General features: G+C 39.7%; 23 protein-coding genes. 16 read left to right on the top strand and 7 right to left on the bottom strand.

What is annotated here, in order from left to right; genetic code table 11:
• The first annotated feature begins 528 nt into the window (after positions 1 to 528).
• The 11 genes from V7K76_RS09265 to V7K76_RS09215 all read left to right on the top strand — a co-directional run bounded on the left by V7K76_RS09265 (position 529) and on the right by V7K76_RS09215 (position 12,604).
• On the top strand, positions 529 to 891 hold the full coding sequence (locus V7K76_RS09265) for a hypothetical protein (RefSeq protein WP_179068632.1): 363 nt from the start codon (positions 529 to 531) through the stop codon (positions 889 to 891).
• 765 nt (positions 892 to 1,656) lie between these two features.
• Positions 1,657 to 2,151, top strand: a complete 495-nt coding sequence (sixA, locus tag V7K76_RS09260; protein WP_334776369.1) for a phosphohistidine phosphatase SixA — start codon at positions 1,657 to 1,659, stop codon at positions 2,149 to 2,151.
• Between the two features lie 108 nt (positions 2,152 to 2,259).
• Complete coding sequence (locus V7K76_RS09255; RefSeq protein WP_334776368.1) at positions 2,260 to 3,396, top strand: citrate synthase; 1,137 nt, start codon at positions 2,260 to 2,262, stop codon at positions 3,394 to 3,396.
• Positions 3,397 to 3,862: 466 nt separating this feature from the next.
• A complete protein-coding gene (nuoH, locus tag V7K76_RS09250) occupies positions 3,863 to 4,981 on the top strand; it encodes an NADH-quinone oxidoreductase subunit NuoH (RefSeq protein WP_334776679.1) in 1,119 nt (372 codons plus the stop codon).
• A gap of 94 nt (positions 4,982 to 5,075) precedes the next feature.
• Positions 5,076 to 5,660: an NAD(P)H-quinone oxidoreductase subunit I gene (gene ndhI / locus V7K76_RS09245; RefSeq protein ID WP_094349399.1), complete on the top strand. Its 585-nt coding sequence runs from the start codon at positions 5,076 to 5,078 to the stop codon at positions 5,658 to 5,660.
• A gap of 159 nt (positions 5,661 to 5,819) precedes the next feature.
• Positions 5,820 to 6,434, top strand: coding sequence for an NADH-quinone oxidoreductase subunit J (locus V7K76_RS09240; RefSeq protein WP_334776367.1), 615 nt, complete (start codon positions 5,820 to 5,822; stop codon positions 6,432 to 6,434).
• 59 nt (positions 6,435 to 6,493) lie between these two features.
• Entirely contained in the window at positions 6,494 to 6,799 is a 306-nt protein-coding gene (gene nuoK, locus V7K76_RS09235) for an NADH-quinone oxidoreductase subunit NuoK (RefSeq protein ID WP_006199065.1), read from the top strand.
• Positions 6,800 to 6,805: 6 nt separating this feature from the next.
• A complete protein-coding gene (locus V7K76_RS09230) occupies positions 6,806 to 7,726 on the top strand; it encodes an NAD(+) kinase (protein WP_334710501.1) in 921 nt (306 codons plus the stop codon).
• A 548-nt stretch (positions 7,727 to 8,274) separates the two neighbouring features.
• Positions 8,275 to 9,069 (top strand): GNAT family N-acetyltransferase, encoded by a 795-nt coding sequence (locus V7K76_RS09225; protein WP_334776366.1) that lies wholly within the window; start codon positions 8,275 to 8,277, stop codon positions 9,067 to 9,069.
• Between the two features lie 202 nt (positions 9,070 to 9,271).
• Positions 9,272 to 10,948, top strand: a complete 1,677-nt coding sequence (locus tag V7K76_RS09220; RefSeq protein WP_334776365.1) for a glycosyltransferase family 39 protein — start codon at positions 9,272 to 9,274, stop codon at positions 10,946 to 10,948.
• Positions 10,949 to 10,984: 36 nt separating this feature from the next.
• Positions 10,985 to 12,604 carry a glycosyltransferase family 39 protein gene (locus V7K76_RS09215; protein WP_334776364.1) on the top strand — a complete coding sequence of 540 codons (1,620 nt, stop codon included), beginning with the start codon at positions 10,985 to 10,987 and terminating at the stop codon, positions 12,602 to 12,604.
• A 52-nt stretch (positions 12,605 to 12,656) separates the two neighbouring features.
• Here the strand turns inward: V7K76_RS09215 and V7K76_RS09210 are convergent, their stop codons facing one another.
• Positions 12,657 to 14,897, bottom strand: coding sequence for a glycosyltransferase family 2 protein (locus V7K76_RS09210; protein WP_334776363.1), 2,241 nt, complete (start codon positions 14,895 to 14,897; stop codon positions 12,657 to 12,659).
• A gap of 323 nt (positions 14,898 to 15,220) precedes the next feature.
• On the opposite strand from V7K76_RS09210, the gene V7K76_RS09205 reads away from it, so the two are divergent.
• Positions 15,221 to 15,940, top strand: coding sequence for a DUF4079 domain-containing protein (locus V7K76_RS09205; protein ID WP_334776362.1), 720 nt, complete (start codon positions 15,221 to 15,223; stop codon positions 15,938 to 15,940).
• Between the two features lie 159 nt (positions 15,941 to 16,099).
• Here the strand turns inward: V7K76_RS09205 and V7K76_RS09200 are convergent, their stop codons facing one another.
• The 6 genes from V7K76_RS09200 to V7K76_RS09175 all read right to left on the bottom strand — a co-directional run bounded on the left by V7K76_RS09200 (position 16,100) and on the right by V7K76_RS09175 (position 21,853).
• Entirely contained in the window at positions 16,100 to 17,278 is a 1,179-nt protein-coding gene (locus tag V7K76_RS09200; RefSeq protein WP_334776361.1) for a hybrid sensor histidine kinase/response regulator, read from the bottom strand.
• A gap of 105 nt (positions 17,279 to 17,383) precedes the next feature.
• Positions 17,384 to 17,830, bottom strand: a complete 447-nt coding sequence (locus tag V7K76_RS09195) for a response regulator (RefSeq protein ID WP_334776360.1) — start codon at positions 17,828 to 17,830, stop codon at positions 17,384 to 17,386.
• Between the two features lie 53 nt (positions 17,831 to 17,883).
• Positions 17,884 to 19,659 (bottom strand): sensor histidine kinase, encoded by a 1,776-nt coding sequence (locus tag V7K76_RS09190; protein ID WP_335029749.1) that lies wholly within the window; start codon positions 19,657 to 19,659, stop codon positions 17,884 to 17,886.
• A 72-nt stretch (positions 19,660 to 19,731) separates the two neighbouring features.
• Positions 19,732 to 20,124, bottom strand: coding sequence for a CHASE3 domain-containing protein (locus V7K76_RS09185; protein WP_334776358.1), 393 nt, complete (start codon positions 20,122 to 20,124; stop codon positions 19,732 to 19,734).
• Between the two features lie 327 nt (positions 20,125 to 20,451).
• Positions 20,452 to 20,652 (bottom strand): hypothetical protein, encoded by a 201-nt coding sequence (locus V7K76_RS09180; RefSeq protein ID WP_334776357.1) that lies wholly within the window; start codon positions 20,650 to 20,652, stop codon positions 20,452 to 20,454.
• Positions 20,653 to 21,235: 583 nt separating this feature from the next.
• Complete coding sequence (locus tag V7K76_RS09175) at positions 21,236 to 21,853, bottom strand: class I SAM-dependent methyltransferase (RefSeq protein WP_334776356.1); 618 nt, start codon at positions 21,851 to 21,853, stop codon at positions 21,236 to 21,238.
• Positions 21,854 to 22,620: 767 nt separating this feature from the next.
• On the opposite strand from V7K76_RS09175, the gene V7K76_RS09170 reads away from it, so the two are divergent.
• From V7K76_RS09170 to arsS, 4 genes are all read left to right on the top strand, one after another.
• A complete protein-coding gene (locus V7K76_RS09170) occupies positions 22,621 to 23,295 on the top strand; it encodes a response regulator transcription factor (RefSeq protein ID WP_334776355.1) in 675 nt (224 codons plus the stop codon).
• Positions 23,296 to 23,728: 433 nt separating this feature from the next.
• Positions 23,729 to 24,697 (top strand): arsenosugar biosynthesis arsenite methyltransferase ArsM, encoded by a 969-nt coding sequence (arsM, locus tag V7K76_RS09165; RefSeq protein WP_334776354.1) that lies wholly within the window; start codon positions 23,729 to 23,731, stop codon positions 24,695 to 24,697.
• 61 nt (positions 24,698 to 24,758) lie between these two features.
• On the top strand, positions 24,759 to 25,787 hold the full coding sequence (locus V7K76_RS09160; RefSeq protein ID WP_334776353.1) for an inorganic phosphate transporter: 1,029 nt from the start codon (positions 24,759 to 24,761) through the stop codon (positions 25,785 to 25,787).
• A gap of 50 nt (positions 25,788 to 25,837) precedes the next feature.
• Positions 25,838 to 26,845 (top strand): arsenosugar biosynthesis radical SAM (seleno)protein ArsS, encoded by a 1,008-nt coding sequence (gene arsS, locus V7K76_RS09155; RefSeq protein ID WP_334776352.1) that lies wholly within the window; start codon positions 25,838 to 25,840, stop codon positions 26,843 to 26,845.
• Positions 26,846 to 26,917 lie beyond the last annotated feature (72 nt).

The raw sequence follows: 26,917 nt of genomic DNA, 5'->3' as shown, positions 1-26,917 counted from the left end.
TGACATACTAGTACCGCAAGGCGGAATTCAAAATTCAAAATTAATACAGTGTAAGCGTTTCATTGATTTTGAATGGGTGGTTTATTTTGACGGTTAGAGAGACGCGATAAATCGCCGTCTCTACAAAGAATTTATTGTGCCCCTTCAATTTTGGATTTGCGGTTTTAGATATTCGATTCAAAATCCAAAATCCAAAATCCAAAATTCTTCCGCCTCCTTCAAATCTCCTTGAATCCCATACCAGCTTCTACATGTTGCTGTGCTGGAGTCGAATTCACATCACTGCAATAAAAGCATTGCTCATTATCTTAAGTTGCCTTCACGCAGTTCAAAATGAGGTTTTGTTGAGAAAACACTTAAATTATGCTGTGAATTTGAATGACCATAATTATCTGAGAAAATGCTGAGAATTAACTAAATTTTCTTAAGGGATAAATTCATGAAAATAGTGGCTTAGTTTCAATAAGCTCTCACTGCCACCTGAGATGCTTAGGATGTTCAGGATAAAATAAAGAAGAGAAGTAACAAATGAAACTCGCACCCTTTCTTACAAGTATAGCTTTGGTTGGTTTTTTCACAGTTTGGGACGTACCCTTAAAGGCGATCAATCCGTCATTAGTGCAAGCATCAGCAGCCGAAGAATTATCTGTAACGCAGAAACTAGACTTGCTGACTAAAAGTAAGGGTCAGATTGGTAGTGGCGATCAACTACGTCGTTTCTTTTTTGGTGACTTGGAGCCAATCGGTATCCAAGTAGGTGGCGCAGGTCATGTAGTTAACCTTTATAACAAAGCCAATGATGTCACATTCGCTTATTGTTCACATTACGATGTGATTGTTGCCATTAAGAAAGGTAAGGTGACTAAGTTTGAACCCAGTGAAGTGAAGTAACTTATTGAGGACGTTGAGTGCAAAAATTCAGCAATCATTAATATGTCCAAGCTAAGTGCTGAAAACTTAGATCAGTATAATATCTAATCAGCGAAAGGAGCAGGTTTTCCCGGCTCTTGCGTTGGTTTTATGGTAGGGCATTAAAATAGCCGTTTTATAGAAAGGCTCAAAAATTTAAAATCCAGTCATAGCAAGGAACATAGGCTTTGATTAGATTTTATTTATTATTCGACTCCATAAAAGGAACTGAAGAGCCGTTTTCCCTTAATGTCCCCATAAACTACTACCTTTGAAAATAGTCTTCTAGAAACCGTGTAGACAAGGGATATGAGTTATTTTTCCCCTTGTTCTCTTGTCTATGTTGAGAGTTTTATGGAAAAAATGAAGTGCGATCGCACTTCATTTTTTCGGCTTTGGTGGTTTTTGTAGTCTAGCTATTGCTGGATTTAAGCTACTCCCTCTATCTGAATTTCTTCTATCTGAATTATTTTGGGATTTACGTTTTAAGTGTCCATTTTTTTAATCGATTTTTCAAATTTTATAGACATTAAAACCAATTCAAAACTCTATCTAAAGCATCTGTTAACCGTGACATAGATCCAGAGATTTTTATTTTTATAAACAGTTGCCTCTAGCTTAACTTTTCTTTCTACTTAGGGTGCTATTAAAATAAAAACAACCGCTCTATATTAAGATTAAGATAGATCAATGAACACCAGACGTAACTCCTAACTCAGCACGGGCTACGCTAAAAAAATTAAAAATATGGAACTATATTTAATTCGTCATGGCATCGCCGAAGACCAGGGATTAGGCATCAAGGATGAAGATCGCAGCCTAACCAAAGAAGGAAGGCAAAAAACTGAGAAAGTTGCCCAGAAACTTGTTAAATTAGGTTTAAGCTTTGATTTAATTCTCACCAGTCCCTTAGTGCGGGCCCGCCAAACGGCTGAAATCCTGATAGCAGAAAAACTAAGCTCCCAATTAGAGGAATCTAGCCACCTCGCGCCCGATGGTCAAATCTCTAGTTGGCTCAAAGACTGGTTAGAACCAAAAAATTATTCCCACAATACCCAACTGGCGCTGGTTGGACACGAACCTAATTTGAGCAATTGGGCAGAAATTCTCCTGTGGGGAGAAGCCAAAGCAAGCTTAGTCTTGAAAAAAGCAGGTATGATTGGGATAAAACTACCAGAAACAGGTTCTCCTCTGGGTCGGAGTCAGATGTTTTGGTTGACACCACCCAAGTACCTGCTATAACAGTTTTTCAACATTTTCGATTGTTGTTAGAACGGCTACTGTTATGGCGACAATAAATTTCTGGTAAGTTAGCTTGATCAGATATTTCACAAAGCAAATGGTGTTGCCATGATGGTGTGCGAATACAAGCCTGGTTTAGAAGGCATTCCCGCCGCCCAATCAAGTATCAGCTATGTTGATGGGCAAAAGGGAATACTAGAATATCGTGGCATTAGGATTGAGGAATTAGCAGAAAAGAGTACATTCTTAGAAACTGCTTATCTCTTAATCTGGGGTAAACTGCCAAACAAGGAAGAACTGGAAACATTTGAGCATGAAGTTCGTTACCATCGGCGGATAAAATACCGCATTCGGGACATGATGAAATGCTTTCCAGAAAGCGGCCACCCAATGGATGCCCTACAAGCCTCTGCTGCGGCTTTAGGTTTGTTTTATTCGCTCCGGGATTTACATAATCCTGTCTACATTCGAGATTCAGTGGTGCGCCTAATAGCAACTATTCCCACGATGGTAGCAGCGTTCCAACTGATGCGGAAAGGCAATGATCCCGTGCGTCCCCGTGATGACTTAGACTATTCCGGCAACTTTCTCTACATGCTCGATGAGCGAGAACCCGATCCTCTGATGGCGCGGATTTTTGATATCTGCTTGATACTTCAGGTAGAGCATACAATGAATGCTTCTACTTTCAGTGCCAGAGTGACAGCTTCCACCTTGACTGATCCTTACGCTGTGGTTGCTAGTGCTGTGGGAACTTTGGGTGGGCCTCTGCATGGGGGAGCCAATGAAGAAGTAATTCAGATGTTGGAAAAAATTGGCTCTGTAGAAAATGTCCGTCCCTACATAGAGGACTGTCTGCAAAGTAAATCTAAGATTATGGGCTTTGGACATCGTGTGTATAAAGTAAAAGACCCACGAGCCATAATTTTACAAAATCTTGCAGAGCAATTGTTTGAGAAGTTTGGCCATGACAAGTTCTATGACATTGCTCAAGAAATGGAACTAGTGGTAGAGGAAAAACTCGGTAGCAAAGGGATTTATCCAAATATTGACTTTTATTCCGGTTTGGTGTATAGGAAGATGGGGATTCCTACCGACTTGTTTACACCAATATTTGCGATCGCCCGTGTTGCCGGTTGGTTAGCCCACTGGAAAGAACAACTAGAAGAAAACCGGATTTTCCGTCCTACCCAAGTTTATAACGGTCTGCACGAAGTTACTTATACTCCCATTGACAAACGGTAAATGGGCATAGGGCATTGGGCAATTCAATTTTGGATTTTGGATTGACGATTTTGGATTAAATTTTAATCTAAAATCCAAAATCTAAAATCTAAAATTCTTACTCCCCTCAGGGCATGGGGCAATTCAATTTTGGATTTTGGATTGACGATAGCGCCGGCGGCAAGCGAGTCCGCGAGCGTCTTTTGGATTAAATTTCAATCTAAAATCCAAAATCTAAAATCTAAAATTCTTACTCCCCTCATCCCCCTCATCTCCTCAATAGCCAATCTCAATGCCAACCATAAGTAGAAGTTCTCATCTCGCTTCAGGGTGGTCAAACCATCCAACGATATACTAGGCATGGGAATTGGCAACAAATCTTCAATCGGGCGTCATCTGGGCAAAAATTAAAAATGGGTGAATTTACAGGTATTAATTTAACTAATAGTTGTAACTCACCATGACTCATGTCTTAAAGAGCGGAAACATGAATTCAGGAATTGACCTCCAAGGAACTTTTATTGAATCCCTCCGGGATTTAGGTATACCAGCAGGAACAGCCAAAGCGATTTGGATGCCCTTGCCAATGATACTGATGCTGATTGGGGCAACAGTGGGGGTATTAGTTGCTACTTGGCTAGAACGGAAAATTTCTGCCTCCGCACAGCAGCGAATTGGGCCAGAATACCAGGGGCCTTTTGGGTTGCTGGTGCCTGTAGCGGATGGTCTGAAGCTGGTATTTAAAGAAGATATAGTACCAGCCAAGTCTGACCCTTGGCTGTTTACCCTCGGGCCAATTATTGTTGTAATTCCGGTGTTTCTGTCGTTCCTGATTGTGCCCTTTGGACAGAATATCGTAATTAGTAATGTGGGCATGGGCGTATTCTTGTGGATTGCCTTGTCTAGCATTCAACCTATTGGCTTATTGATGGCTGGCTACGCATCTAATAATAAATACTCCCTCTTAGGGGGCTTGCGGGCAGCAGCGCAATCTATTAGTTATGAAATTCCTTTGGCGTTGGCGGTGTTAGCGATCGCTATGATGTCTAATAGCCTCAGCACCGTTGATATTGTCAATCAGCAATCTGGCTACGGCATCCTGGGCTGGAACATTTGGCGACAACCAATCGGTTTTCTGATCTTTTGGATCGCCGCCCTAGCTGAATGCGAACGATTACCCTTTGACTTACCCGAAGCGGAAGAAGAAATCGTCGCCGGCTATCAAACTGAATACTCAGGGATGAAATTCGGTCTGTTCTACCTGGGTTCCTACGTTAACTTGATCCTTTCTTCCTTACTAGTAGCAATTCTCTACCTGGGCGGTTGGGACTTTCCGATTCCCCTCAACCTCATCGCTGGTTGGCTGGGAGTCAGTGAAGTAAATCCCGTGTTCCAGATAGTAACTGCGGCCTTGGGTATCACCATGACCGTGTTCAAAGCCTATTTACTAGTATTTGTCGCCATTCTGTTGCGCTGGACAGTGCCACGGGTACGGATTGACCAACTGTTAGATTTAGGATGGAAGTTTCTGTTACCAGTCGGCTTGGTTAATCTCCTATTAACCGCTGCCCTGAAACTAGCCTTTCCCTTCGCCTTCGGCGGGTAAGCCAATTTTAGATTTTAGATTTTAGATTTTAGATTAAGTCTGAAATCTAAAATCCAAAATCCAAAATCCAAAATTGAAAAGAGAGAGACACAAAATGCTAAAGTTCCTGAAACAAGTTGGTGATTACGCCAAAGAAACGGTACAAGCTGCGCGTTACATTGGTCAGGGGCTTTCTGTCACCTTCGATCACATGCGGCGGCGTCCAATTACTGTACAGTACCCTTACGAGAAACTAATTCCTGGCGAACGGTTTCGCGGTAGAATTCACTTTGAATTTGATAAGTGCATCGCCTGCGAAGTTTGCGTCCGCGTTTGTCCGATTAATCTGCCTGTAGTAGATTGGGAATATGACAAAGCCAGCAAAAAGAAAAAACTCAACCACTACAGCATTGACTTTGGAGTTTGTATCTTTTGCGGTAATTGTGTGGAATTTTGCCCCACTAACTGTCTATCGATGACAGAAGAATATGAGCTTGCTACTTACGATCGCCATGAATTGAACTATGACAACGTAGCACTAGGTCGTCTGCCCTACAAGGTAACAGATGATCCAATGGTTACACCACTACGCGAACTAGTTTACCTACCCAAGGGCGTCCTCGAACCACATGGACTGCCCGCAGATGCGCCACGTGCAGGGGCGCGTCCAGAAGACTTGGTAGAACAAACAGAAAAATAAATGTCATTTGTCCAAAGTCCAATTCCTAATGACCAATGACTAATGACCAATGACCATACAAATTTTAGATTTTAGATTTTAGATTTTGGATTGAAAAAAATCTAAAATCGGCAATCGAAAATCCAAAATCCAAAATTGATTGACTAAGGACAAAAAACAGTGAATCTAGCAGAAGGAGTACAGTTAGTATCACTTGGCATACTAGGCGTGATGATGATTGGGGCAGCCATTGGTGTGGTGCTGTTCTCTAGCATTGTCTATTCTGCCTTTTTGCTGGGGGGTGTGTTTATCAGCATAGCGGGAATTTACCTGTTGCTAAATGCTGATTTTGTTGCAGCTGCACAAATACTAATTTACGTTGGGGCAGTTAACGTGCTGATTTTGTTTGCCATTATGTTGGTGAACAAACGGCAGAATTTTGTCGCATTTCCTAACTCTTGGGTGCGGAAAGTACTTACAGGTTTAGTCAGTGTGGGATTGTTTGGTCTTTTAAGTACGATGGTGCTGGCTACTCCTTGGGCGTACTCAACTCCTGCTGTAGCGGGTGGTGAAAGTTCTATTGTTTTGATTGGCGAACATTTCTTCACTGACTTTTTACTACCTTTTGAATTAGCTTCCATTTTGTTGCTGATAGCGATGGTAGGAGCAATTATTTTGGCACGTCGCGAGTATTTGCCAGATCAACTGACACGATCCAATGTGGGGCAAACTGTTTTGACTTTACAAGAACGTCCCAGAGAACTAGTATCAACAACCAGCGAAACAAAAGAGTAATATTTGCGACCTCAGTCGTAGATAAACAGGCAGATATTTCAGGAGGGATACTCAGATTCATGCAACTCCAGTACTTTTTATTACTAGCAGCAGCTTTATTCTGCATCGGCATCTATGGTTTAATTACTAGCCGCAATGCTGTGCGGGTGCTGATGTCAATTGAGTTATTGCTCAATGCTGTTAATCTGAATTTAATGGCATTTTCCAACTTCCTCGACTCAACATTAATTAAGGGTCAGGTTTTCACAGTATTTGTGATTACCGTGGCCGCGGCCGAGGCGGCGGTGGGTTTAGCGATCGTGCTGGCCATTTATCGCAACCGCGATACCGTCGATATGGAGCAGTTTAATCTCCTGAAATGGTAATTGTGCGTGCAACTAAAGCAGGTAATCATTGCTTATAAAGCGCGGGATGCCCGGAGTAAAGAATGGGCAGAACTCTGTGCTAAACAACTAGAAAGTCGCGATTGCCAAGTGTTGATGGGGCCTAGCGGGCCGAAAGACAATCCCTATCCAGTCTTTTTGGCTTCGGCGGGTCAACCAATCGATCTCGCTTTGGTACTCGGTGGCGATGGTACTGTTTTAACCAGTGCCAGACATTTAGCCCCAGCTGGCATCCCAATTCTGGGAGTGAATGTAGGAGGTCATCTGGGGTTTTTAACTGAATCGGTGGAAGAGTTTCAGGATACGGAGAAAGTTTGGGATCGGCTGTTTGAGGATCGCTATGCTATCCAACGACGGATGATGTTACAAGCTGCGGTGTATGAGGGCCACGGGTCTAATTTGGAACCTGTGAGCGAACGTTACCTCTCTTTGAATGAATTTTGTGTCAAACCCGCCTCGGCTGACCGAATGATTACCTCAATTCTGGAAATGGAAATCGACGGTGAGGTAGTCGATCAATACGTCGGGGATGGGTTGATTATTTCCACTCCCACAGGTTCTACTGGTTACACTGTTTCTGCTAATGGGCCAATTATGCACGATGGTATGGAGGCGATTACCATCACTCCTATTTGTGCAATGAGCCTTTCTAGTCGCCCCCTCGTTTTACCCCCTGGTTCTGTGGTGAGTATTTGGCCTTTGGGTGATTACGACTTGAGTACCAAGCTGTGGACAGATGGGGTTTTGGGGACTTCTATTTGGCCGGGACACCGCGTTGATGTGCGGATGGCAGAGTGTCGGGCTAAATTTATTATTTTGCGCGAGAACAATTCCTACTATCAGACGCTACGGGAGAAGTTGTTGTGGGCAGGTACGAGGGTTCACTACAACAATAATCACCGTAATTAATTAAGTATTTTAGAGTGCATTTACCGCAGATGGCGATGTCTACGACGGGCTACGCCTACGCCACCAAAATTATCTAAGCCCCTGGATTCATCCGGGGGCTTTCTGCCTGATTTTGATTGTAGATAATTGATCTTTCAAGACGCGATAAATCGCGTCTCTACATGAGGGTTTTGTTGCTCATTCTGAACTGTATTGCTTTATAACTGATACCAATTTTAAAAATAATTGCAACAGATGGAGTAAGAAAATCCAGATACACCAAGCGGTTTACAATCCAAAATCTAAAATCTAAAATCCAAAATGGTATGGCTTGCATTTATAGCCTATATCAAAGAAAAATTTTGTATCTTATTGCCAGATTTTTTAGGAATTAATGCCCATAATAAAAGCACTCTACCTCTAATCCCAGAAAGTAAAAAAGCTTTCTCAAGGATATTTTATCGAAAACCGTCTCAATTATCCTTCGACACATTAATGCATAATGTGAGCTATTTTTATAGTACCTAAATCCTAGTAGGATATTTTCGCAAATCTAAGTAGGAAGATAGATGGAAGTTTCTGGACGCCACATCAATTACCCACTGAATCCTCTTCCCCCTCTTGAAGATTTTCCCGTCCTTCAAACTGAAAAATATACCCTACGCCTGGCGTCAACTAAAGAAGAATTAGAATCAATTTTTCGGTTGCGTTTTGAAGTTTTTAATCTGGAACTAGGCTTAGGATTATCTACTTCTAACTTTACCCAGATGGATATAGATAAGTTTGATGCGGTTTGCCATCATTTAATCTTGTTCTCGAAACAAACGGGTAAAACGATTGGAACTTATCGGATGCAAACCTATACAATGGCTTCTCAAAGACTAGGCTTTGATGCTGCTGATATATTTAATCTTAATGGAATTCCTGATTCTGTGCTGCGAGTATCTGTAGAAGTTGGACGTGCATGTATAGCTAGAGAATATCGCAATAGTCAGGCACTTTTATTACTCTGGGAAGGTCTGGCAAATTATCTGATCTGGAGTAAAAACCAATATTTCTTTGGATGTGCATCGTTACTAACACAATGTCCTTGGCAAGCTACTTGCGCTTATGATTATTTTCGGCAGAATGGCTTGATGCATCCGAGTATTTTGGTTTATCCAAATTCACAATCTTCTCTAGAACTGCCTCAAAATTGTCCAGATTCATATAATCTTGAAATACCTAAAATTTTGCAGGCATACTTGAATATTGGAGCTAAAATATGCAGTGTTCCAGCTATTGATTCGCAGTTTAAGACTATTGATTTTTTAACTATATCTAATAGTAAAGACTTTGCTAAATGGCGTTACAAAATTTTTTAAAGATTGTCTTGTTCGCTAAAGAATGTCATTTACAGGTGGCTAGAGGAACTAACATTTTATGTTCATTCATTATTATGAATCGGGTGCGATCGCTCAAAGTATCTTAGATGAATAAACTCAGACATAATTTTTAGCGATCGCACCTTATTTAGTCTTACTGACTCGATTATTGTAGATAAATTATTTATTGGGAAAATCACTTATGCGCCATCTCAAATTGACTCCGAGTTGGTTGCGATTTTTAATTATTTTCTTATTGGCGATGGGTATCTTGTTTCGCTTCTTTAACCTTGATGGCAAAGTTTACTGGCATGATGAAACTTATGCTTCATTACGGATTTCTGGTTACACAAAAACTGAAGCAAAACAGCAACTTTTTAATAATCGTGTCATTGGTGGAGAAAGTTTTGCCCAGTTTCAAGGTGCAAATCCAGAAAAAAGCTTAAATGACACAATTATGTCTTTGGCAAAACAAGATCCACAGCATCCACCGTTGTATTACATCATAGCCAGATTGTGGATGGAAGTCTTTGGTAATTCGGTGACGGCGATTAGAAGTTTATCCGCCTGTGTTAGTTTGCTGGTTTTCCCTTGTGTTTATTGGCTATGCCGAGAATTATTTAATGTGCCATTATCGGTTTCTGGTGTTGCGATGCCTGCGACGGGCGTAGCCATCGCACTCATGGCTATCTCTCCCATTCACTTAGTATATGCCCAAGAAGCACAAGAATATATTCTTTGGTTAGTCACCATCTTACTATCCAGTGCGTCTCTGCTACAAGCTATGCGGGTAGAAGATGAGCTAGGAAAAGAACGACACAGATCAGATTTATTCGCTATCTGGAGCATTTATGCAGTAACTTTAGCCATCAGTCTTTATACATTTCTTTGGAGTGTATTTGTAGCACTTGCTCACGGCATTTATGTGATGATCGTCACCAAATTTCAGTTTACTGAAACTGCCAGAACTTATCTGATAGCATCAATGGTAGGTTTTTTAGCCTTCATGCCTTGGATAACAGTTGTAATCGGTGACTTTTTTCAATTTTTGATTTCAGCAGATAAAACAACTTCACAGTCATCTTTAATGACTGTATTTACATTTTTAATAATGCAGTTAAGCCGGATTTTTTTTGATATAAACCTTACTTCAGAAAATTCTCTAAACTATTTAATTATACCAATATTTTTAACTTTGGTAGGATATGCAATTTATTTTCTTTGTCGAACAACTAACTATAAAGTCTGGTCTTTTATCATCACATTAATTATAATACCAGCACTACCCCTAATAATGCCAGATTTAATTGCTGGGGTTATACGATCATCTATCGAACCATATTTAATACCAGCTTATTTAGGAATCCAATTAGCTGTTGCTTATCTGCTAGCTACGCAACTATATAATGGGAGCGTGTCACGCCGGAGTATTTGGCACACAATCATGGTATTAGTGATTATTTGTGGTCTAATTTCTTTTAAGGTGAGTTCCCAGGCAGAAACTTGGTGGAATAAAGGTATGAACGATGGCAATCCACAAGTTGCCCAAATAATTAATCGGGCGACTCGCCCACTTTTGATTAGTGATGCTTTAGGAAATAATTATGGGAATGTTTTTTCTCTCAGCTATCTTTTGGAACCAAAAGTGCGATTTCTGTTGGTGAATAATCAAAAAACGCCTAAAATCCCTAATGGATTTACTGATGTGTTTTTACTTAATCCTTCAGACACTTGGCGCGAAACAATTGAAAAAAAATATAAGCTAAAGACAGATATCGTTTATAGTGATGACTATTATTCCATCTGGAAACTTACTAAAAATCGTAATTTGCGCCGACATAATATGTCGCTCAATAATCAATTATCTGCTAGTTTATAGTACATAATTGTCTACAAGTTATTGTAAAATTTAGTTATGCGACGTTTCAAACTTACTCCAAATAGGTTGCGGTTTCTCATTGTTGTTTTGTTAATGGTTGGTATATTCTTTCGCTTTTTTAACATTGACGGCAAAGTTTATTGGCATGATGAGACTTTCACTTCATTACGGATTTCTGGTTATACGGCAAATGAAGTAAGACAGCAAATATTTAATGGCCGCATAATTACTAAAGAAAGTTTTGCCAAATTCCAAAGTCCTAATATGGAAAAGGGCTTAATTGACACAATTATGTCTTTGGAAACAGAAGATCCACAGCATCCACCACTGTATTATATAATCGCTCGGTTTTGGGTGGGAATCTTTGGTAATTCGGTAACGGCAATCAGAAGTTTATCTGCCTTTATCAGCTTGTTGATTTTTCCGAGTATTTATTGGCTATGTCGAGAATTATTTAAAGCATCGGTATGGGTATCGGAGGTTGCGATGCCTGCGGCGGGCGTAGCCATCGCACTTATGGCAATCTCCCCTATTCAGCTAGTATATGCCCAAGAAGCACGAGAATATATTCTCTGGATGGTAACTATATTACTATCCAGTGCCTCATTGCTACGAGCATTACGGCTGGAATCAAAAAACGAAGTACCACGCATATTAAATTGGGGAATCTATGCAGTCACTTTAGCACTCAGCCTCTACACATTTTTGTTGAGTGGATTGGTAGCATTAGCTCATGGAATTTATGTAATTACCATTGCCAGATTTAGATTAAATCGGACAGTAAAAGCTTATCTATTAGCATCTTTAATAGGGTTTTTCGCCTTCACACCTTGGATACTGGTTGTAATAGATAACTTTTTGCAATTTGACAGTTCAACAGCCTGGACAAAAATGCAGTTTCCCCTAGAGATTTTAATTAAATCTTGGCTTTTACAGTTGAACCGGATTTTTCTTGATTTAAACTTTGGTTTTGAAAATCCCATTAGCTATATAATTACACCATTTTTTTTAATACTTATTGGATATTCTATTTATTTTATTTGTCGGACAACTAACTATAAAATCTGGTTGTTTGTCGTCACCTTGATTACGCTTCCTGCACTACCTTTAGTGCTACCAGATTTAATCTTTGGGGGTATACGCTCACTTTCGGAACGTTATTTATTGCCTTCTTATTTGGGCATTCAATTAGCTGTTGCTTATCTCCTGACTACGCAGCTATATAATGAGAGTCTTGTACGCCGAAAAATTTGGCAAACAATTATAGGATTAGTGATTATTTGTGGGCTAGTTTCTTATGGAGTGAGTTCCCAAGCTGAAACTTGGTGGAGTAAGGTGATTAGCTATGGTAATCCACAAGTTGCAAAAATTATCAATCAGGCTGCTCATCCACTTTTGATTAGTGATGATTCTGGTATTAATTATGGGAATATATTTTCTCTGAGCTATCTTTTACAACCAAAGGTACAGTTTCAATTAGTACAACATCAAGCTATCCCTAATATTCCTGATGAGTTCACTGATATTTTTTTACTAAATCCTTCAGATAGCTGGCGCAAGCAAATAGAAATAAATTATCAGTATAAAACAAATGTTTTATATAGTGACAATCATTACTTGCTCTGGAAAGTAGAAAATCCTCACTCATTGCACTAGCATCAGATACCGCGTTTGTAAAAATTATTCAGTACTTGATAAAACTAAAATTTCAGATTTGAGAAACTGTTATCGCTTTTACATCTACTTTTTTATCAAATAGAATTCGTGGTTTCAGAAAAATTTTAAATAGTAATAATAACGAATGTAATTCTCCTGGCGCATTCTGGCGCTTCCACTGTCCTGGACGACAAAAGAGCATTTCTACAAGGCGGCGATGTTGATTTAAACTTACTGATTTAAACCTAAGACGCACTGTGAAAGATTCATCTTTAAACCCAGTACTCACAAGCTCACCAGTTAGCCACAAATTTTCTTCTATAATTCCTATATTTATTAGCTGATGGGCAAATAAATAGATGGGCAATTTCTGAGTTAGAGCGATTTCAACACCTGCTTCCGAAATCATTGTAGTCACACCCCACAAATTCTGATCGCCAACTCTTAACTGCACTATTCGCCGCAAATTAAACCATTCATACATATCTGCTTTTGGTGCATCTATTAAAATTAAAATGGTGATACCAATCATAATCAAATTATAAATACTCCACAGCCAACCTAAATTGATACCTGTAATTTGTTGCGTAGTTTCTGATGCAATATTTAGATTTAGCCACAAACTAATAGCAGTAGCAACAAACAAAATTAGGAGAGGTATGGCTAAATTCCAATTAAAAGTATAACGATTCTTTACTATACCTTTTGGTGTAACTTGAAATCCTTTAGCAAAAGGGTCAATCATCACTTGTAGGGTATTTATTGCCAAAGGGAAGCAGATTATTAGTGAATAAATATCTGAGAGCAAAGCTGAACAAGAACGATAAGTCAACCAAGAAAATGTTGCTAAATTCACTAAATAGTAGGGCAAGAAAAAAAATAATAATTCTGCTGCTGTTGAACGGATAGGAATCACATGGAAAAAGGAATATGCTAATGGGATAAGCAGAAAATAGATCCGCGAAATATTGCCAAACCAATATAGCAATGCTGCTAAAGAAGCTAATCTCTGCATAAGAGTTAGCCCAGGAATTTTTAAAGGATTAGATTTAATAAATAGCGCCTGGAGTGTACCTTGTCCCCACCTTAATCGTTGAATTGCATAGCCGACGATATTTTCTGCTGCTAAACCAGCGCTTAACTTTTCGTTTAAATAAACTAAACGATAGCCTTGAGCAGATAAGCGAATTCCTGTGAAATAATCTTCACTTAAAGATTCAATTACAAAACCCCCAATTTCCTCTAAAGCACTTCTGCGAACAACAAAGGATGTACCGGCACAGATTGCACTACCGGAAGAATCACGACTTGTCTGAATTTGGCGATGAAATACTTCTGCTTCATGGGTGAGAACATTTTCTAAGCCTAGATTACGGGCTATAGGATCAGCATTATAAAAGCTTTGAGGTGTTTGTACAAGGGCAATTTTTGCATCTTGAAAAAATCCAACAGTGCGAGTGAGAAAGTTATTAGTAGGGATAAAATCAGCATCAAAAACTACTATTAATTCTCCATTAGTTTTAGCGATCGCATGATTCAAATTACCTGCTTTCGCATAACTATTATCAGGTCGCGTTAGATAATAACAACCTAATTCTTCCGCCAAATCCCTCATTTCTAAACGATTAGTATCATCCAAAAGATAGATTTTTTTACTTACATAATTTAGGGCTTGACAACCAATAATTGTCCGTCGTAGTATAAAAACTGGCTCGTTATAAGTTGGTATCAGAATATCAACAGTTGGTACAAAGCTACCACTAAGTACAGCTAATGATTTCATGTCTGCTTCTCGGTGACGTTCTTTGATATTCAACATGAAAAATAGCTGTATAGTGCTATTGACAATCACTAACATCTCTGCAAAAAATAACCCTAGACTAAATACCCCATTCAAGGGATCTACTAAATTTAAGCTAGAGAGCGATCGCCACAGAACATACCGCAAAGTTAAAATAATTAAAATTCCCACTATTAACTGTTGCGACCAAATCCGTGGTATAGGAGATATTTTCATCACGACAAACACAGTTAACAAGCATCCAACAGTGGGTAGCAGTAAATATTTACCCTCTATTCTTGGAACTTCTAACCACATTGGTGGGTGCATGTGCCAGTAATTGATTTGAGCAAAAATTCCACTAATTTTATCTTCACCAGCGAACCATCCTGCTATAATGATGCCAGAAAATAAAACAATGCCTAATAAAATCAGCGTTGCTGTGTGGAATTGAATAACTCTCTTAGAAACAGTATTTTGAAATGGTTTATAGCGAAGTTTTGATCCTGACATTTTATTTACCCTTTCTCACCTAAAACTATTCTGTAAAAAAGTATTTCACCAAATTTTTATGACGGATTTTTTGAAAAAATGTTACAAAACATTTCTAATAATACTTTATAGTCAAAGAGTACTATGTATTTTTTAATACATAAATTATATTCTCTAGAGTCATAATCTTTTATAAGATATTCAAATATTGGCTTGATTAAAATCAGCTAAAAATAATAGAAATGAATATTAAACAAATTCTCATCTCAAATTAATTTAAATGATGGTACGATGACCTAAATTATCCTTTGAGATGAATTCAATGATTCATTGAAAGGTGTTGTATGCAAATAACAGATTTTCTTAGTCTTGTACATCCAGCGATCGCAATCATATTCGTGTTTCCACTCATCGGTACAGTAGTGAATTTTGCTTGGCAAACACGCCAACGCCGATTGCAAATTTTAGCTGAGAGTAAGAGCAAAATTCCTCCGGTGGTGGGTGGAGAACATAAGCAGTTAGGTGAATGGCTAACAAGTGCAGTTGTCGGATTAACTTTAATCGGATTAAGCTATCCTATTGGCAAAAATATTATCAAAAATCAGTTGTGGAATAAAACACCTTTTCAAGTTGTTTTTATTCTGTTACTGTTTGCTGCCACCATCGCCTCTTTAGTATTTCTTTATCGGGCAGAGCAGCGCCTATGGCGGGGAGTTTTTGCAACTTTAACTGGTGCAGGTTTAGTCATTTTAGGTTGTCAGGATGGAGTCTATCGCCTCACTAATGAGTGGTATTGGTCACATTATTATATTGGGATTACCGCAGCACTGCTGATGATTTTTTCATTAGCAATTGTTCAAGATATTTATCAAGATAAATCCAATCGCTGGCGTATCGTTCATACAATTTTAAACTGTATTGCTTTGTTACTATTTATTGGACAAGGTATGACAGGCACACGAGACTTATTAGAAATTCCTTTGAGTTGGCAAGAACCCTATATTTATCAGTGTGATTTTGCTAATAAAACTTGTCCAACGCCAAATCCCCAGGTAGGAAAATAGGGTGAGAAATGGGGGAGAAATCAATTCAAAATTCAAAATGACGCTCTCTACGAGACGCTACGCGTAGCTTGCTTCTCTGTAAGAGTACGCGGACTCGCTTGCCGCCGGCGCTAACAAAATTCAAAATTAAAGAACTTCTGCCCAATGCCCAATGCCCAATCATTCCAGTGGTAAAGTCACAATTACCGTTGTGCCAATACCCTGCTCACTTTCTAATTGAATATGACCACCATGTAGCTCCACACATTTTTTAACTATAGTGAGTCCTAGTCCTGTTCCTTGAATTACACCCACATTACTGGCGCGATAGAAGGTTTGAAACAGACGGGCTTGGTCTTTGAGGGGAATGCCCATTCCCCGATCTCTTACCTGGAAAATTGCAAGGCGATCTTTGCAAATCAAATCAAACCAAATAGTGCTATGTTGAGGGGAATATTTGATGGCATTAGAAATCAAATTAGTTAAGATACAATTTAGTAGGTCTTCATCCATTTGAGCTTGGGTAGATTCTCCTTCACAAGTAAAGATAATACTGTGCTGACTACCTGCATTAATTTGAAGAATATCTGTGAGTTCGCTGCAAAAATTTTCTAAATTTAAAAGTGTAGGTTTGTATTCGAGTTTTGCTGCTTCTGTTTTACTCAAAAACAATATCTCATCTAAGAGATGAAGCATTTGATTTATAGCATTTTGTATCCGATCAAAATATTTAGTTCTCCGGTCATCAGTTAGTTTATCACTGTTATATTCCAGGATATCTACAGCTGTCCGAATTGTAGTCATAGGGGTGCGAAATTCATGGGAAACCATTGCGACAAAGTTTGACTTTAACTCGTTGAGTTCCTGTTCCTTTGCTAGGGCTTGACGGGTGCGTTCTTCACTTTCCCGTAGTTGGTTAAGAATTTCGCTCCTTTCAATGGCATAGCGAATAGCACGCACTAATCTTTGTATAGTGATTTGATCTTTAACTAGATAGTCTTGTGCGCCTTCTGCTAATGCTTGCATTGCTAAGTCTTCATCATCAAGACCTGTTAACACCACTACTGGAATATCGGGAATTGCTGCGCGAAATTCTTTCAATGTATCCAATCCAATAGAGTCTGGGAGGCTGAGGTCTAACAAAACTAGGTCGAATCTGCGTTGTCTTCGACTCACTATCTGAGAATTATCAAGGGTGGATGCGGAGTTTTCTCTACTAGCATCTATTGCCTCAGACAGACGTTCAACATGTAACATCTGCCATTGTTCTTGATCTGCATGTAAAAATATCCGGCGTAGCAGATGGGCATCACTAGCACTATCTTCTACTAATAAAATATGAATAGTGAACTTTTCCATAGTAAAGGGTTATATCAATTTGTTAGATAATCACCTGATTTCCTATTTGTTAGATAGGGTTTAATTGTCTAGTGTTGTAAGTAACAATTGAAATTTCCAACCCAATTACTTTTGTGGTAATGTTGCTGCTATCGGCCAGAAATCTTTGATCAGCTGCACAACTTGAATAAACTGGTAGACATCAATGGGTTTTGTGACATAGCAGTTAGCACTGAGATTATAGGAGCGTAGAATATCTTGCTCATCAGTTGAGGTTGTGATGATAACAACAGGAATGGACTTAAGATTTGGGTCTGATTTGATTTCTGTTAACACTTCACGCCCATCCATTCCTGGAAGATTTAGATCCAGTAAGATTAAATCTGGACGCGGAACATTAGTAAACTCTTCTTGCTCCCGTAAGTAGTTCATAGCACTTTCACCATCTTCAACCCAGTGCAAGTTGTTGGCGATTTGAGCATTTGAAAAGCCTTTGATGGTTAGGTTTGCATCACTAGGAGAGTCTTCAACTAGCAAAACTTCAATAGGTCGCAATGCTTGACGATGAATCATGCAGTTATTAGAGAGTTATTAGGCGGATGTACAGTATATATACTAAAGATACCTTAATTTGCGTTGAGGGTAAGATAGAAAACTGTTCCTACGCCTGGTTCTGACTCAGCCCAGATGCGACCACCATGCCGCTCGACGATTTTTTTGCAGATAGCTAGACCAATGCCTGTACCAGGAAATTCTCGGCGAGTATGAAGACGGCGGAAAACCTCAAAAATCCGCTCAAGATATTGAGGCTTAATACCGATGCCATTATCCTGTACCCAGATGAGCCATTCTGAGTGGGGAGTGGGGAGTGGGGAGTTAGGTTTTTCTTCTGCCTCCCCTGCTCCCCCTGCCTCCCCTACCTCCCCTACCTCCCCTGCTTTTCTGAGGATGGCGCCAATGTGAATCTGGGGTGGCTCTTTTCGGCAAAACTTGATAGCATTGCCGATCAGATTTTGGAATAACTGCACCATTTGGGTTTTGTCTGCGTACAACTTTGGCAAAGGTTCATGGGTGATGATGGCTTTGCTTTGAGCGATCGCTATATGTAAATTATTAAGAGCTAGATTGAGTGCAGTATTACAATCAACAAGGACAAATTCTTGACCGCGAGTCCCTACGCGAGAATAAACTAGCAGGTCTTGAATCAACTGCTGCATACGCTTTGCGCCGTCGATAATATAACCAAAGTATTCTTGGGCAGACTCATCTAGACGGTCTTGATATTCATTTTCTAATAATTGGGTATAGCCTGTCACGGCTCGTAATGGTTCTTGTAAATCGTGGGAAGCCACATAAGCAAATTGTTCTAACTCTTGGTTAGAGCGTTTTAGTTCCTCATTTAGCTTTTGTAATTCCGCCGTCCGTACCTGTACCTTGATTTCTAATTCTTCATTAGCCTTTTGTAGTGCCAGTTGTGCAAGGTTGCGATCGCGCAGGGCAATTTGTTGTTCTGTAATATCGGTGTGAGTACTTACCCACTCTTGAATCTTGTCATTGGCATCCAGGACGGGAACTGCGCGCGCGGCAAAAAATCGATAGCTACCATCTGCAACCCGTAGGCGATGCTCACTAAAATAAAGATTTTTGGTTTTTAGTGCCTGAGTCCACAACAACTCTGACAACTCCCGATCTTCAGGATGAATTGCATCGAGCCATCCCCAGCCCTCGATTTGAGTATCACTTTGCCCAGTTAAGGCTATCCAAGACGAAAAGTCTTTTGGCATCCCTTTCGTATCAGCTATCCAGACAGCTTGAGAAGTTGCAACCACCAGTGAACGATAGCGTCTTTCATTCTCTTCTAGGGCAATTTCTGCAAATTTTTGGCGAGTTATATCTTGAAAGAATACTGATACTCCTTCTGGTGAGGGGTACATGCAATATTCAAACCAGCGCTCAAACGGTGGATAAAATTCCTGCATCTGAATGACTTGCTGTTCTGCCAAAGCCTGAAAATAGGCATGATAAAACTGATATTCCACAGCTTCGGGAAATACTTCCCAAATGTTTTTGCTAATTAAGTCTGCGGGGTGGTAGTTGAATATTTGTCCTGCCCTCTGATTGATGTAGGTGCAGCATGAGTTGCGATCGAGGGCAACAAAGGCATCTGTAATAGTCTCTAAAATATCTGCCAGTTTTGCTTTTGCAGCTTGCTGTTCCAGACGAATAGCTTCTTGTGATAAAGCCTGGTTAAGACGAATTTGCTTTTGCAGTAGAAAATAAACCACAATTAGCAAAAGGAAACTCAAAACATACCCCAAACCCACTACAATCAATACTTGGCGAAAAAGATCATCTGTAATTGCTATTCGCTGTTGCAATAAAGTTTTTTCTTCATTGTGCATTGCCTCAAGTTGTTCGCGGATCTCTATACTCCGATCTGCGATCGCTATTTGAGTTGACTGATCTAAACTTGCTTACCCAACCAAATCAATGGATTGCTCAAGCAAGGAAAATTTCTGTGCAATCAGAGATTCCAGTGTATCAAGCCGCCTTTGTTGGCTAGGATTATCACTACTTAGCTGTCGGATGACTTTAAGCACCTCATAGACCTTCTGCTTCTCGCCTTGATAAATTTTTCGGTAAACTGTGTTTTTCGTGAGAATATAACTACTTCTTGCGCCTTCAGCATTACTGAGACTGATATGCGTATGATCTATGGCTTCTATGACTTGATGAGTATGAAATACCCATCGCTTTTCTTCCGTCAACCTTTGGATACTTAAGTAAGAAGCTATTCCGACGCCACACAATAGCAGTAATGCCAAGCTAAAACCGCCTGGAACCAATTTTTCTAACAGTTTGTTCATGGAATACTCGCAAAAGTGTAGCTAATAATCACATCAGTTTTAGCTCTAATAGCAAGCTTATGACGATCCTTCAATCAAGCAATACAGTATTATTACGTAGATATAGTTATATATTGAAAACTATGTTTATGTTGCTGGAAGCATTCAAGCTTCGGATTGCAATACCTCCGGTTAGCTACACTAAGGTAGAGACAATGGAGCATGTGACACAAAAAAATGAGAGGATAATTGTGGTTGTTAGACCATATATCCACTCAAAATTCACTTTATTAGGGTTACAACAAAAGACCCGACGAGATAATTAAAACTTGGGAGAATTCAAATCAATTAACGTGACTCAGTTCCTTGATTGGGACTACCTGCTACAGAATCCTCTCCTGGTGCTTCTGGAGTAGCAGTAGGTTTAGCATCACTCTTTTCAGCATCGCCAGTTTTGCGAGTACTTTCGTCGATAGGGGTTTGGTAGCCACCAGAAGCGGTAGGCGTAGTTTCTTGATTATTAGATTTTTCTTTTTGTTGTTCAGCCATGATTACATTCCTGATTATTTATTGTTAGGACTATCTTAAAAAATTAGGAATGTGAGTGTATCTATCCAAAATCTAGTTATGGCTGATTCTTTTCTCTATCGTAAGTATTGTTTTTTAAATTTGGTGGTGGGTAAGAGGAAGCACCATAATTTTTCGATTTTACACCCAGTCCCCAATCCCTAATCCCCAGTCCCCTTTACAACATTCCTAAGAGTACTCCAAGTAAAAAAATGCCCAATTGTCAATAGACATCTCCAGAAATTAAATATGCGTTACCCATAACCCTTGTAGAGACGTAGCACTGCTACGTCTCTACATTGTTTTTCGGAGATGTCTAATTTAGATTTTCGCAACTAGCTAAAAGATTGCTCAGAGTTCCTGTGGTGTTTATGAAGTATCAAGGTCAGGCTAATTCGTAATTCGTAATGACGCTCTCTACGAGACGCTAAAAGCGTAGCTTGCTTCCCTGTAAGGGTACGAATACTCGCTACCGCTACGCTAACGTAATTCTAATTTTAAGATATGCAGAATAAGGCTTGCTACAAGATGTTTCCGACCCTTTACTCTCCCTTATTCCCCATTTTCAAATCGTAGGTTTCGCAAAAATTGTTAGCAAGACAGGCCCTAGTAAATAATGGTGATTCAAACACAATAGCCCAGCAGAGGAGCCAAGAAGTTGACGTTGATTAGGGCTGTAGAGTCTAATTCCACGGGGAGAGACTGGCAATAATTGAGGTTCTGTCTCTTTTTTAGAAGTAATGTCAACTAAATAAAAGTGTCCACCAGGAGAAAGTACCCGTGCTATCTCACTAAGCACCTGTTTTGGTTCCAAATAGTGCAAAAAGCTGATAGTGCTAAAAACAGCATCAAACTGACTATCAGCAAAGGGAAGAGACTCAGCTTTGCCCTCAATATAAATTAAACGTGGGTGGTGGCGGTTACTCCGTCTTGCTACCCGCAACATATTAGCAGACAAATCCAAGCCAGTGGCTTGCAAGTCGGGAAACTGAGTAGCAAGGCGCTCAAGTAAGCGGCCAGTACCACAGCCGATATCAAGTACATTTGCTGGCTCTGGTAATTCGACGTACTCCAGTAAGCGTTTGTGAACGGCTCGATAAAATACTGAAGGAAAGAGCCAGTCGTAACTTGGTGCCCATCGGTCAAAAAGTAGCTTTTTATTACTGAAAAAGTCATTAGTCATTAGTTTTCGCAGCTTCCCTAAAGCTGGATGCTTTTTTAGGGTGAGTTTAGCTGCGCCTCCAAGAATTTGTTTAACAGCACAAGTTAACTATAGCGGTTCTGAATTGTTTGTAATACTGGGCTTTTGTAGTGGCGTGGCAAGCAAAAAAATAGTGCATTAGACGTAGGTTGAGTGGAGCAGAGTGCAACGCAACATCCTTTGATCGAGGAGCGATCGCTAATTGCAGACTTACGGTTGTTACTTACTCAGGTTTATACTAAGCTAACGTACACCTAATTATATGTTTGGCTATTACAGTAGTTTTCATGTATTTGAACTACATCTGTCGTAGGGGCACAGCATTGCTTATTGGTGTCAACTTAACGCGAAACCGCTTGTCCGCCGGGAATTGAAATTCCCGTATAATAGCTAAAGTCATCTGAAGATGACTAAATATCGCCAAAAATCTTCAGTCTACTTCAGTAGACTTAAGCTAAAAGCCCGGGAATTTATTTTTGAAGTAATAAGTAATAAATAATGAGTAATGAGTATTACTTATTACTTATTACTCATTACTCATTACTCATTACTCATTAATTTATTCCCTGGCGGGCATGGAAGCCAACAGTTAAGCTATTTCCAGCTTAAGTTGACACCAATGAGCAATGCTATGCCCCTACCGCGTGGTCTATTTACCTTGAAAATAGCTGTAAGTAGCTGACACCTCGAAGACAGTGTTTCCAGAACGTATTTGCTTACCGTACCCTGCTGAAATCATTAACATCATCATGACGCACATCTTACTGGTTGAAGATGAGGTCAAACTGGCACGATTTGTCGAATTGGAATTGAATTATGAAGGCTATCAAGTCAGTATTGCCTACGATGGATTAACTGCACTCACCGCAGCGCGTGAGTTACATCTGGATTTAGTAATTTTAGACTGGATGTTGCCTGCTTTGTCGGGGTTAGAAATTTATCGCCCCTTGCGAAATATTATTGATAAAGTGCCAATAATTTTATTAACCGTCAAAGATGAAGTGAGCGATCGCATTGCAGGCTTAGATGCTGGTGCTGATGATTACCTCGTTAAACCCTTCAGCGTTGATGAATTATTAGCTAGAGTGGGCGCTCACCTACGAAGAAGCTACCAAGCAGACGCCACAGATGTTTTAGAATTTGAAGACCTGAGTTTAAATCGTCGCACGCGAGAAGTGTACCGAAATCAGCGGTTAATTGAGTTAACTGCTAAGGAATTTGATTTACTAGAATATTTATTAGCCCATCCGCGACAGGTAATTACCTGCGATCGCATTTTAGAGGAAGTCTGGGGTTATGACTTCATCGGTGATGCCAATATTATAGAAGCTTACATTCGCTACCTGCGCCTGAAACTTGAAGCCAATAACGAAAAATGCCTCATTCAAACTGTGAGTGGTGTTGGGTATACATTGCGTGATTGAATTGGGGATTGGGGATTGGGGACTGGGGATTGGGAACTGGGAAAAATTGTTGAACAAGGTTTTTCTCTTGTCTTCTTCAAGATAGTTTCATACAAACAGAGAAAAACTGCAACTAGTTTTCAAAGCCTTTTGACCTTTCTAGGAGAGGTTGTAAGAGGAGTTAAAATCTATGGTTCTACACGAGAAATAAAGACTTCCATATTTTTATTTTTTCCTATGAAACTACCCTATCCCTCTTTCTTGTCTCTTACCAATTCCCAATCCCCAGTCCCCAATCCCTAGTCCCCAGTCCCCAGTCCCTAGCCCCCAATCCCCACTGTCGTATGAAAATTTGGGGTTTTTGGCAATCTCAGCAAAAACTCATCCAACTCGGAGTTAACTATACTAGGATGCACAAAGCTCTCATAATCTAAAATCTAAAATCCAAAATGGCATGACCTATCTAGAAACAGCAGCGCAGTTTTACCGCGAAGTTGCCCAAACCCCACAAGTTGGACTTTGTTGTGTGCAAAGTACGCCCCTGCGACTACCAGGATTGAAAATTCCTTTGCCAATGCAGGAAATGAATTATGGTTGTGGTACCACTGTTCACTCCACAGAATTAGGAAACCAGCCTACTGTACTCTATGTTGGCGTTGGTGGCGGCTTAGAAGCGTTGCAATTCGCTTATTTTTCTCGCTATACAAGTGCTGTAATTGCCATTGAACCGGTTGCGGCGATGCGGGAAGCAGCCACACGTAATCTAGAAATTGCGGCTCAAGAAAACCCTTGGTTTGACCCCAGTTTTGTAGAAATCCGCGAAGGTGATGCTTTTAACTTACCTGTTGCTGATGCTAGCGTCGATATCGTGGCACAAAATTGCCTTTTCAACATCTTTGAACCAGAAGATTTAACTCTTGCTTTAAAAGAAGCATATCGGGTATTAAAACCAGGTGGACGGTTGCAGATGAGCGATCCAATTGCGACTCGTCCAATTCCAGAACATCTCCAACAAGATGAACGACTGAGAGCTATGTGTTTATCAGGCGCACTCACATATCAACAGTATACTGAACGGATTATACATGCTGGTTTTGGTCAAGTTGAAATTCGCGCTCGTCGTCCTTACCGTCTCCTAGATTCTCAAACTTATAATTTAGAAGAAAACCTACTTTTAGAAAGTCTAGATTCTGTCTCTTTTAAAGTTGTAATTCCAGAAGATGGTGCTTGCATTTTTACTGGTAAAACAGCAATTTATGCTGGTACTGAACCTTTCTTTGATGATTCAGCAGGTCATCTACTTCAGCGAGGTATTCCCGCAGCAGTGTGTGATAAAACTGCTGCTAAACTTGCCGCTATCAAGCCACAAGAAATTATTGTTACTAATTCAACTTGGCACTATAGCGGTGGTGGTTGCTGTTAAATTGGGATGCTCCCGTTAAATTTTTCAGAAAGAATTCAGAATAATTCTGTACGGCTGGGAAATGAATGCACAATATAAATATTTCAATAATTTCATTCTGGATTCTGATTTCTTCTTGATAAACCCCGAAATGTTGTTAATTAGTCTATTTTTAGCTACGCTTTTTTTAGCATATTCAAATGGTGCAAATGACAATTTTAAGGGTGTAGCAACGTTGTTTGGTAGTAGAACAAGCAGCTATCAAACAGCAATTTTGTGGGCAACTTTTACAACTTTTGCTGGTGCAATAACTGCAACTTTTTTAGCACAGACACTAATTAAAAACTTCTCTGGAAAAGGACTATTACCTGATGCGATCGCTAATGCCCCAGAGTTTCATATTGCAGTAGCGATCGCAGCTGCTTTAACTGTACTCATTGCTACCCTCATGGGGTTTCCCATTTCTACAACTCACAGTTTAACAGGTGCGATTGTTGGCGCTGGATTAGTGGCGATCGGACTTCAACTGAATTTTGCAATTTTAGGAACTTCCTTTATTTTACCTCTATTACTCAGTCCAATCATAGCTATTCCTTTGGGAGCAGGAATTTACAGCTTATCTGGCTATTTTAATTCAAAATGGCATCTACCAATCAACCAAAAAATGATTGATACTTGCCATTTTCTCAGTGCTGGAATTATCTGTTTTGTGAGAGGATTCAACGATACTCCTAAGATTGTTTCACTCATTCTGATTATTGAGTATTTTTCGATTCAAGGAGGAATGATTACAATAGCGATCGCAATGGCACTTGGCGGTTTACTCAACTCCCAAAGGGTTGCTGTTACCATGAGTGAAAAGATTACCTCAATGAATCATACTCAAGGCTTATCAGCCAACATAGTAACCGGAGTTTTGGTCATTCTAGCTAGCCGGTTTGGGCTTCCGGTTTCTACCACTTACGTTTCAGTTGGTTCTATTTTTGGGGTAGGATTGATTAGCAAAAAAGCTAATAAGCGTGTTTTTTCTCAGATATTACTATCATGGGTTTTAACTTTACCAACTGCTGCAATTATTAGTGGAATAATCTACAGATTATTGCAGGGTTAGAAAATTATCTAAATATATTTGTTTGTGCAATTTTTAAGGATAAGTAAACAATGCAAACTCAATCATTAATTACACTAGATACAACAGTAACACCGTTTAATCACAAACTCAGTTCCCCTTTGACAAAAAAAGGAATCACTATTTTACAAATTAATCTAGGTAAGCGCTGTAATCTTGCCTGTACACACTGTCATGTCGAAGCGGGGCCAAAGCGTACAGAAGAACTTTCTCCTGAAATTTGCGAACAATTGATTTCACTAATTCATAAATTTCCCGAAATTAAAATTGTGGATTTGACTGGTGGCGCACCAGAAATGAATTATGGATTTAAGCCCTTGGTGGAAGCAGCAAAAGCAACTGGAAAACAAGTGATTGTCAGGTCTAATTTGACAATTTATTTTGAAGACGGATTTGGTGATTTACCAGAATACTTTGCTAAACACCAGATAAGAATTGTCGCTTCTCTACCCTGCTATCTAGCAGATAATGTTGATAAAATGCGTGGTGCAGGTGTTTTTGATAGTTCAGTCAAAGCTTTGCAATGGCTTAACAAAATTGGCTATGGTAAAGACCGAAATCTAATTTTGGACTTGGTATTTAATCCCCAATTACCCAACGGTGAAAAATTTTCCTTAGCTCCCGAACAGGGCAACCTAGAACGAGATTACAAAATGTTCTTACAAGAACATTTTGATATTGTATTTAACAACCTCTTCACCATTACCAACCTACCAGTTGGTAGAACTAAAATGCATTTAGAACGGAAAAAGCTATACACCAGCTATTTGCAGTTTTTAGAGTTGCATTTTAATCCCAGCACAGTTGAACATTTAATGTGTCGTGACGAACTTTCAATTGACTATCTGGGCAATGTATATGATTGTGACTTTAACCAAATGATGAATTTGCCTGCAAAAACTTGCAGTGGTGAAACTTTAACAGTTGGTAAATTGTTAGAAGCTGGTAGTTTAGACCTGATTAGTGAGGTACAAACTGCTGCTTATTGCTATGGTTGTACTGCTGGGTGTGGTTCTAGTTGTGGTGGCGCTTTGCTGTGAAGGGCGCAGGTTTCGCTAATTAGGGACTTCCAAATAAAAAAATATGCAATTAACTCTTGTGGGGTGGGCGTC

The organism is Nostoc sp. (genome assembly GCF_036917975.1).
Taxonomy (GTDB): domain Bacteria; phylum Cyanobacteriota; class Cyanobacteriia; order Cyanobacteriales; family Nostocaceae; genus Nostoc.
This window is presented reverse-complemented; position numbering and strand designations above follow the sequence as displayed.